General features: G+C 71.2%; 7 protein-coding genes. 4 read left to right on the top strand and 3 right to left on the bottom strand.

Annotation, left to right across the window (positions count from 1 at the left end):
* Nucleotides 1–840 (bottom strand): MBL fold metallo-hydrolase (locus tag K206_RS0103880; RefSeq protein ID WP_020201100.1); only part of this gene is annotated, 840 nt, incomplete at its 3' end.
* 212 nt (nt 841–1,052) lie between these two features.
* Here K206_RS0103880 and K206_RS0103875 point away from each other — a divergent pair.
* The 4 genes from K206_RS0103875 (at nt 1,053) to K206_RS0103860 (ending at nt 5,733) form a co-directional block, all read left to right on the top strand.
* Nucleotides 1,053–1,964 carry a LysR family transcriptional regulator gene (locus tag K206_RS0103875; protein ID WP_231401545.1) on the top strand — a complete coding sequence of 304 codons (912 nt, stop codon included), beginning with the start codon at nt 1,053–1,055 and terminating at the stop codon, nt 1,962–1,964.
* A gap of 209 nt (nt 1,965–2,173) precedes the next feature.
* Nucleotides 2,174–3,106 (top strand): LysR family transcriptional regulator, encoded by a 933-nt coding sequence (locus K206_RS0103870; protein WP_020201098.1) that lies wholly within the window; start codon nt 2,174–2,176, stop codon nt 3,104–3,106.
* Between the two features lie 133 nt (nt 3,107–3,239).
* On the top strand, nt 3,240–4,274 hold the full coding sequence (locus K206_RS0103865; protein WP_020201097.1) for a succinylglutamate desuccinylase/aspartoacylase family protein: 1,035 nt from the start codon (nt 3,240–3,242) through the stop codon (nt 4,272–4,274).
* Between the two features lie 76 nt (nt 4,275–4,350).
* Entirely contained in the window at nt 4,351–5,733 is a 1,383-nt protein-coding gene (locus tag K206_RS0103860) for an MFS transporter (protein WP_020201096.1), read from the top strand.
* 62 nt (nt 5,734–5,795) lie between these two features.
* Here the strand turns inward: K206_RS0103860 and K206_RS0103855 are convergent, their stop codons facing one another.
* Nucleotides 5,796–6,689, bottom strand: a complete 894-nt coding sequence (locus K206_RS0103855) for a LysR family transcriptional regulator (RefSeq protein ID WP_020201095.1) — start codon at nt 6,687–6,689, stop codon at nt 5,796–5,798.
* Between the two features lie 107 nt (nt 6,690–6,796).
* Nucleotides 6,797–7,570: an enoyl-CoA hydratase gene (locus K206_RS0103850; RefSeq protein WP_020201094.1), complete on the bottom strand. Its 774-nt coding sequence runs from the start codon at nt 7,568–7,570 to the stop codon at nt 6,797–6,799.
* Between the last annotated feature and the right edge of the window lie 18 nt (nt 7,571–7,588).

Raw genomic sequence — 7,588 nt, 5'->3', positions numbered from 1 at the left:
CGCCGCCGCGGCGCCGGCGCGGTCGACGTCGTAGTCGATGGTGATGCCGGGATCGCGGAACTGCGCCTCGCTGGCGTGGATGATGTCGCCCCACAGCAATAGCCGCTGGCCCTGGCTCTCGATGAAATAGCCGTTCATGCCGGGCGTGTGGCCGTACAGCGGCACCGAACGCACGCCCGGAAACAACTGGGTGGCGCCATCGAAGGTGCGCAGCCTGCCGGCCGCCACGTACGGGTCCACGGTCTGGTGCGACTGGCGGAAGGTCGTGCGGGCCGCCGCCGGCGCGCGGGCCTCGGCCTCGGCGCTGAGCCACAGGGCCGGGTCGCGCTGGTCCACGTGCACCACGGCATTCGGAAACACCCGCCGCCCGCCGATGCTGAGGCCGCCGGAATGGTCGCCGTGGATGTGCGTCAGCAGGATGTCGTCGATGTCGCCGGGTTCGTAGCCGGCGGCGCGCAGGTTGTCGACGAGGCGGCCCGTCAGCGGCCCGAACAGTTCGCCGGCGCCGGTGTCGACGAGGATGCGGCGCTCGCCGGTATCGATCAGGAAGCAGTTCACGGAGATCTCGACCGGCAAGGCCTGGTGGGCGGCCGCGAACGCCGCGCGCACGGCTTGCGGGTCGCTCGTGATGGCCGGCACGTCGCGCGGCGCGGTGCCGTCGGACAGCACCGTGACGCGAAACGCGCCGAGCGCGAAGCGATAGAAACCGGGGGCCTGGCGCGCCACCCATCCCGGGCTGGCCGGCTTGTCCGGCGAAGGCGCCACGTCGGCGCCGGCGGGGCTGGCGGCGAGGACGGACATGGAAGCGGTGGCAAGCAGCAGGAAGCGGGAGAAATGCATGGCGGGTCTCGTTCCGGTTATGCGGCGGCCTCTTCGTCAGGCGCCGCACTGGATCTGATATTGGTGCCGAATCGGCGATGAATGGAACGATAACAACGGTCCGCCACCGCGATAAGTCGTCGTTTCCGGCAATCATTGTGCCGCCGATGGCATAATCGGCGTCACCCGCCATCGCTCCTGCCACGCCGCGCGCCGCCCCGACCATGCCCGACATGAACGACACCCTGGTCTTCCTCAAGGTCGTGGAAGCCGGGAGCTTCACCGCAGCCGCAGCCGCGCTGGACCTGCCCAAGACCACGGTCAGCCGCAAGCTGCGCGAGCTCGAGCAGCGGCTCGGCGCGCAGCTCCTGCACCGGACCACGCGCCGCCTCGGCCTGACGGAGGCCGGCACGCTCTATTACGAATCCTGCCGCGCCATTCCCGCCATGCTGGCCAACGCCGATGCCGCGGTGGGCCAGTTGCACGGCGCACCGCGCGGCACGCTGCGCATCACGGCGTCGTATTCGCTGTCGGTCAGCCTGCTCGGCCCGCTGCTGGCGGAATTCCGCGCCGGCTGCCCGGACGTGCAGATCGACCTCGTGCTCAGCCACCGCACGCTCGATCTGGTCGGCGAGGAAATCGACCTCGCCCTGCGCATGGGCGACCTGCCGGATTCGTCGATGGCGGCGCGCCGGCTCGCGACCTTCCCGAACCGCATCTACGCCAGCCCCGCCTATCTCGCGCGGCACGGCGCGCCGGCCCATCCGGATGCGCTGCGCGAGCACGCGGCGCTGTCCACGCGCGTGGCTCGGCGCACCGGCGGCCATGCCTGGCCGATGCGCCGCGCGGACGCGGCCGGAAAGCTCGTCGACTACCCGATCCGCCCCGTGATCGAGGCCGACGACCCGGAGGCGCTCAAGGCGCCGCTGTTCGACGGCGCGGGCCTGATGATGGCAACCGACCTCATCATGGCGCGGCATGCCAGACAGGGGCTGGTGGTGCCGGTGCTACCGGGCTGGCTCGGGCGCTGCCCGGACCTGCACGCCGTGTTCCCGCGCGGGCGCGTGCAGCCGCCCAAGCTGCGCGCGTTCATCGACTTCCTCGTGCCGCGGCTCGAACGGGCGGCGGCGGGCGCGCAGCGCTGAACGCGGCGCCGGCATGGCAACGCAACCATATGCCTCCGGTTCCGTCGTCGGCTTGCCGGCCGCGCCCCGCGTCAGGCAGCGTGCGCCGGCCGCCGATGCCCGCCGGACATGCGCCGCGCCGCGCGGCCCCGCCTTTCCGGGGCCGGCGCTTTGTGGCATGTTTGCCGTGGACCGGCCGCCGCCGGCGCAACTCAACAACGGGTAAGTCTGTGGAACTACGACATCTGCGCTATTTCATCGCCGTGGCCGAACACGAGAGCATTCGCGTGGCGGCGGAGCATGTCCACGTCACGCAGCCCGCCATCTCGCGCCAGATCCACGACCTGGAGGAGGAGCTCGGCTTCGCGCTATTCGAGCGCACGCCGCGCGGCCTCAGGCTGACCTCGGCCGGCCAGGCCTACCTGCGCGATGCGCGCGCGGCGCTCAACCAGCTCGACGTGGCCGCGCGCGGCGCGCAGCGCATCTCGGCCGGCGTGCAAGGCTACCTGCGCCTGGGCTTCGTCGAGAACAGCGGCTGGGACGGCATCGTGCCGCACGTCTTCCGCCGCTTCCAGGAAGAGGTGCCCGACGTGCGCATCGAGCTGGTGCCGATGAACACGCCGCTGCAGCTCGACGAGATCCGCGCGGGCACGCTCGACGGCGGCTTCATCTACCAGTACGGACCGCTCGCCGAACCGCTCGGCACGCTGCCGCTGACGACGAACGACGTCATGCTGGCCGCGCCGCTCGCCTGGCCCCTGCCGGCGCAGGAAACCGCCCGCGCCCGGCCGGGGCTGCCCGGCGTGGCGCTGCGCCAGATCGCGGACTGGCCGTTCGTGACCTTCCCGCGCGCCACGTATCCGCTCTACTACGACCGTCTGATCGGCGCCTGCCAGGCGTGCGGCATCACGCTCAACGTGGTGCAGGAGGTCTCGACCGAGGCCGCCATGCTGTCGCTGGTCTGCGCCGGCGTCGGCGCGGCCATCGTCAATTCGGCCAACCTCGGCCGCCCGCCCGCGCTGTGCCGCTTCGCCGCGTTCACGGACCTGTCGATCCCGATGCCGCTCGTGTTCGCGCACAAGGCCGATGCGCCCGCGCCCGCGCTTGCGCGCTTCATCCAGACCGTCGAAGCGATGCGACAGGCCGGCGCCGCGCCGGGCTGATGCCTGGAAGGCATCGCCTGCGCCAGAAAACGGCATTTGTCGTCGACCGCCGCGGTCATCAATATGACATGCAGCGCGGCCGCCCCCTCCAGACGCCAACCGGCCGCGCCCGATCCCCCACCGGAGACAAGGCATGCCAGGCCGACCGAACGACCACACCCCTTCCAGGAAAACACTGATCTCGACCGGGATCGACTACGAGCGCGAGGGTTTCCAGACCGGCGTGCTGCGCATCCCCTATTCGCACGACCGCTCCGCCTACGGCCACATTCCCGCGCCGGTCGCCGTGCTCAAGCAGGGCACGGGGCCGACGGTGCTGCTGACCGGCGGCAACCACGGCGACGAATACGAAGGCCCGCTGGCGCTGATGAAGCTGCTGCAGCGCATGCCCGCCATGCGGATCGAGGGCCGGCTGATCGTGATCCCGGCGCTGAACTTCCCGGCGTTCCTGAACGGCTCGCGCACCTCGCCGATCGACCGCGGCAACCTGAACCGGATGTTTCCCGGCGAGCGCAACGGCTCGGTCACGGCGATGATCGCGCACTACGTGGACACCGAGCTCTTTCCGCGCGCCGACGTGGTGCTCGACCTGCACGCCGGCGGCGCCTCGTTCAACCACATGCCCACGCTGCTGGCCGCGCTGCCGCCCGACCCGGCGCGCCGCGCCGAGTACCTGAAGCTGGTCAATGCGTTCGCCGCGCCCCACACCATGATCATGGACCTGCTCGGCGAGGACCGGACCTACGGCGCGGCGGCCGAGCGCCACGGCACCTTGTTCCTGTGCGGCGAGTTCGGCGGCTTCGGCAGCTGCAATGTGGAAGGTCTCGCCATCGTCGAGGACGGGCTGCGCCGCGTGCTCCACGCCACCGGCCTGACGCGCGGCGACAACCCGCCGCCGCCGCGCCACGACACGCGCTTCATCGCCGTGGACGGCACCCGGCACTACCTGTTCGCGCCGCGCCACGGCGTGTTCGAACCCTGCTTCACGCTGGGGCAGCAGGTGGCCGCCGGCGAACTGGCCGGGCGGCTGTTCGATCCCTACGCGCCGTGGGAGCCGCCGCGCGAACTGCATTTCGGCGGCGCCGGCATGGTGGTGTGCGCGCGCAGCTTCGCCGGCGTCGAGCCCGGCGACTGCATCGCCCTGCTGGCCGCCCCCGCCACGCTGTAGCCGACAGCCTCGCCGGGACCGGCGCGCCTTCCCTGACGCGCGCCGGCCCGCCCTCCGCCCTTACGAGGAAACCTTCATGCACTCCGCCCCCGAAGCCGCGCCGGCCCTGCAAGCCGGCGCGCCCGGCGCCGACGCGCCGGTGATCGAAGACACCGGCACCGCGTTCTCGCATGGATACATCGTATTCATGTTCTTCGTGTGCTTTGCCTTTTCCTATATCGACCGGCAGGTCGTCAGCATCCTGGTGCAGCCGCTCAAGGCATCGCTGCTGCTCAGCGACACCCAGATCGGCCTGCTGCAGGGCGCGACCTTCACGCTCTGCTATGCCACCGCCGGCGTGTTCGTGGCGCGGCTGGTGGACCGCTCCAACCGCGTGCGCCTGAGTGCGGCCTGCGTCGCCATCTGGGCCATCTCCACGGCCATGTGCGGCACCGCCGGCAGCTTCGGCGAACTGTTGGTCTGGCGCGCCGGCACGGCCATCGCCGAAGCCGCGCTGAGCCCGGCCGCGCTGTCCATCTTCAGTGACATGTTCCCGCCGCGCAAGGTCACGCGCGCCAGCAGCGTGTTCATGCTCGGGCCCTACATCGGCGGCGGCGTCGCCCTGCTCGGCGGCGGCGCGCTGCTGGGCTGGATGGACCAGCCCGCGATGGCCGGCTGGCTGGCCAGGCAGGGCCTGCAGCCGTGGCAGGTGGTCTTCTTCCTGGTCGGGCTGCCCGGCCTGGCGCTCGCGGCGCTGGTGCTGGCGACGATCCGCGAGCCGGCGCGGCGCGGGCTGCCGGCCGCGCAAGGCGCCGCCGGGGCCGCGCCGCCGATCGGCGAAGTCCTGCGCGAGCTGTTCGTGCGCAACCGCTTCTGCCTGCCCTATTTCTTCGGCTACGTCGCGCTCATCCTGCTGTTCTACTCCCACGCCGCGTGGTTCCCGACCCTGCTGATCCGCAGCTTCGGCCTGTCCGCCAGCGCGGTCGGCAAGCTGACCGGCCCGGTCTACATGATCGGCGGCATGGCGGGCGTCGTCAGCGCGAGCCTGTTCGTGGGCAAGGTCGACGACCGCGACGCGCTGCGCAAGGTGCTGCGCATCGCCTGCGGCGCGGCCGCCCTGCTGGTGCCCGCCGCCTGCGCGGCGCCGCTCGCGCCGGCGATGTGGCTGTCGCTGGCGCTGTACGGCCTGTGCGCGTATGCCGCCAGCATCGTCATGGCGCTGGCGCCGGTGCCGCTGCAGATCGCCATTCCCAACCGCATGCGCGGCCGCGCGGTGGCGTTGCTGGTGTTCCTGACCAACGCCATCAGCGGCGGGCTGGGACCGTTCGCGGTGGGCGCCATCAACGAAGGGCTGGGCCATCCGAAGGCCGGACTGGCGATCGCCCTGGCCATCGTCGGCACCGCCGCCGCGGCCGCCAGCGCGCTGCTGTATTTCATCGCCGCCCGGCGGGCCGGCGGCGGCATCGAGGGAGCGCGCTGATTCGAGATCGAGGTGCCGGCCTGCCGCGACGGGGCGCATCGGGCCTGAGCAAGGACGCACGCCTACCCCGGCGCGATCGCTTCCTTCAGCAGCGCGATCAGCGCCTCGGCCGCGGTCGACGGGCGGGCGTTCCAGCGGCGGATCAGCGAGATCGGGTGGCTGTAGTCGGCCGCCGGCAGCAACACCGAGGCCAGCCCGATGTCCGACACGAAGCTCATCACGTAGCCGGGCAGCACCGCCACACCGACGCCGGCCTTCACCATCCCCAGCACGGAGAGGACGGTGCCGACCTCGATCACGGACACGTAGCCCAGCCCCTTCTGTCCGTACACGCGGTCGACGGTGCGGCGCACGCTGAAGGACGGATGCATGGAGACGTGCGGATAGGCGCTGAGCGCGTCCCAGGAGACGCGCTTTTTCTTCGCCAGTTCATGGTCCCTGGCGCAGATGGCGTACATGGACTCGTCGTAGAGCCGCTCGATGGCGAGCTTGGGATGGGTCTGCTCGATCGACACCAGGCCGAAGTCCGCCTTGCCGTTGACCACGTAGTCGATGGTCTCGTCGGTGGAGAGTTCGTGCAGCCCGATGCGCACGCCCGGGTGCGCCGCGTGGAAGCGGCTGACCGGGCCGGTCAGCAGGCCCTGCGTCATCATCGGCGAGGCCGCCACGCGGACCTCGCCCTGTTCCAGGCTCAGCAGCCCGTTGAGGCTGCGCTCGGCGGCGTCCATCGTGCCGAGGATCTCGCACGCATAGCCGTAGAGGTGGTCGGCCAGCATGGTGGGCTCCACCTTGCGGGTGGAGCGCTCGAACAGGCGGTGCCCGACCTTGGCCTCCATTTCCTGGCAGAGCTTGCTGACCGCGGACTGCGTCATGTGCACCGCTTCGGAGGCGGCGCTGAAGCTGCGCAGTTCGTACACCACGCGGAAAACGCGGAACTCCCGGATCGTCAGGTTCATGATGGCGCGGCCGTGTGCGAAAGCGCCGGATGGCGCCCTGCGGCCGGACCGCCGCCGCGAGGGCGCCGCCCGGCGCCCCCGATCTTACAAGAGAACCCCGCGCCGGCTCACGCCGGGCGCTTGCGGTTGAGGAAGCGCTGCATGTACTGATCCGGCTCCGCGCCTTCGTAGACCGCGCCGAACATGGCGATGCTGTCCTTCAGGCCGCGCTCGAGCGCCGGATTCTCCCAGCCGCGCAGCAGCGCCTTCTGCGCACGCACGGCGGCCGGGCCGCATTCGAGGATCTCGCCCACCGCGTGCGCGATGGCGGCGTCGAGCGCGTCGGGCTCGGCCAGCTCGTTGAGGAAGCCCCACGCGTGCGCCCTGGCCGCGTCGATGGCGGCGCCGGACAGCAGCAGCCAGCGCGTGTTGCCTTCGCCGATCAGGCGCGGCAGCAGGTTGGCGTGGATCACCGAGGGGATGCCGATGCGCACCTCGGGCATGGAAAAATGCGCCGCGGTCGATCCCACGCGGATGTCGCAGGCCGCCGCCAGCTCCATGCCGCCGCCCATGCACCAGCCGGCCAGGCGCGCGAAGGTCGGCACCGGAAAGTCGCGCACCGCTTCGCACAGGTCGTGCAGGCGCGTGATGAAGGCCACCGCGGTGTCGGGATCGAGCCGGGCCAGTTCCTTGATGTTGGCGCCGCCGATGAAGGCCTTGTCGCCGCTGCCGCGGATCACCAGCGCGCGCACCTGTGGGTCGCGCGCCAGCGTGCGCAGCAGGCGGGTCAGCTCGACGATGGTGTCGGAGTCGAGGATGTTGAGCGAGGTGCCGTTGGCGATCTGGATGGTGGCGACGCCCTGCGCGGACGTGGCGAGCGTGACATGGTGAAGCGTCTGCATGAGGGGAATTCCCGGATG

Source organism: Cupriavidus sp. WS (assembly GCF_000395345.1).
In the GTDB taxonomy this organism is placed as follows: Bacteria; Pseudomonadota; Gammaproteobacteria; order Burkholderiales; family Burkholderiaceae; genus Cupriavidus; species Cupriavidus basilensis_B.
Note: the sequence above shows the minus strand (reverse complement) of the source record. Positions and strands in the feature narration are given on the sequence as shown.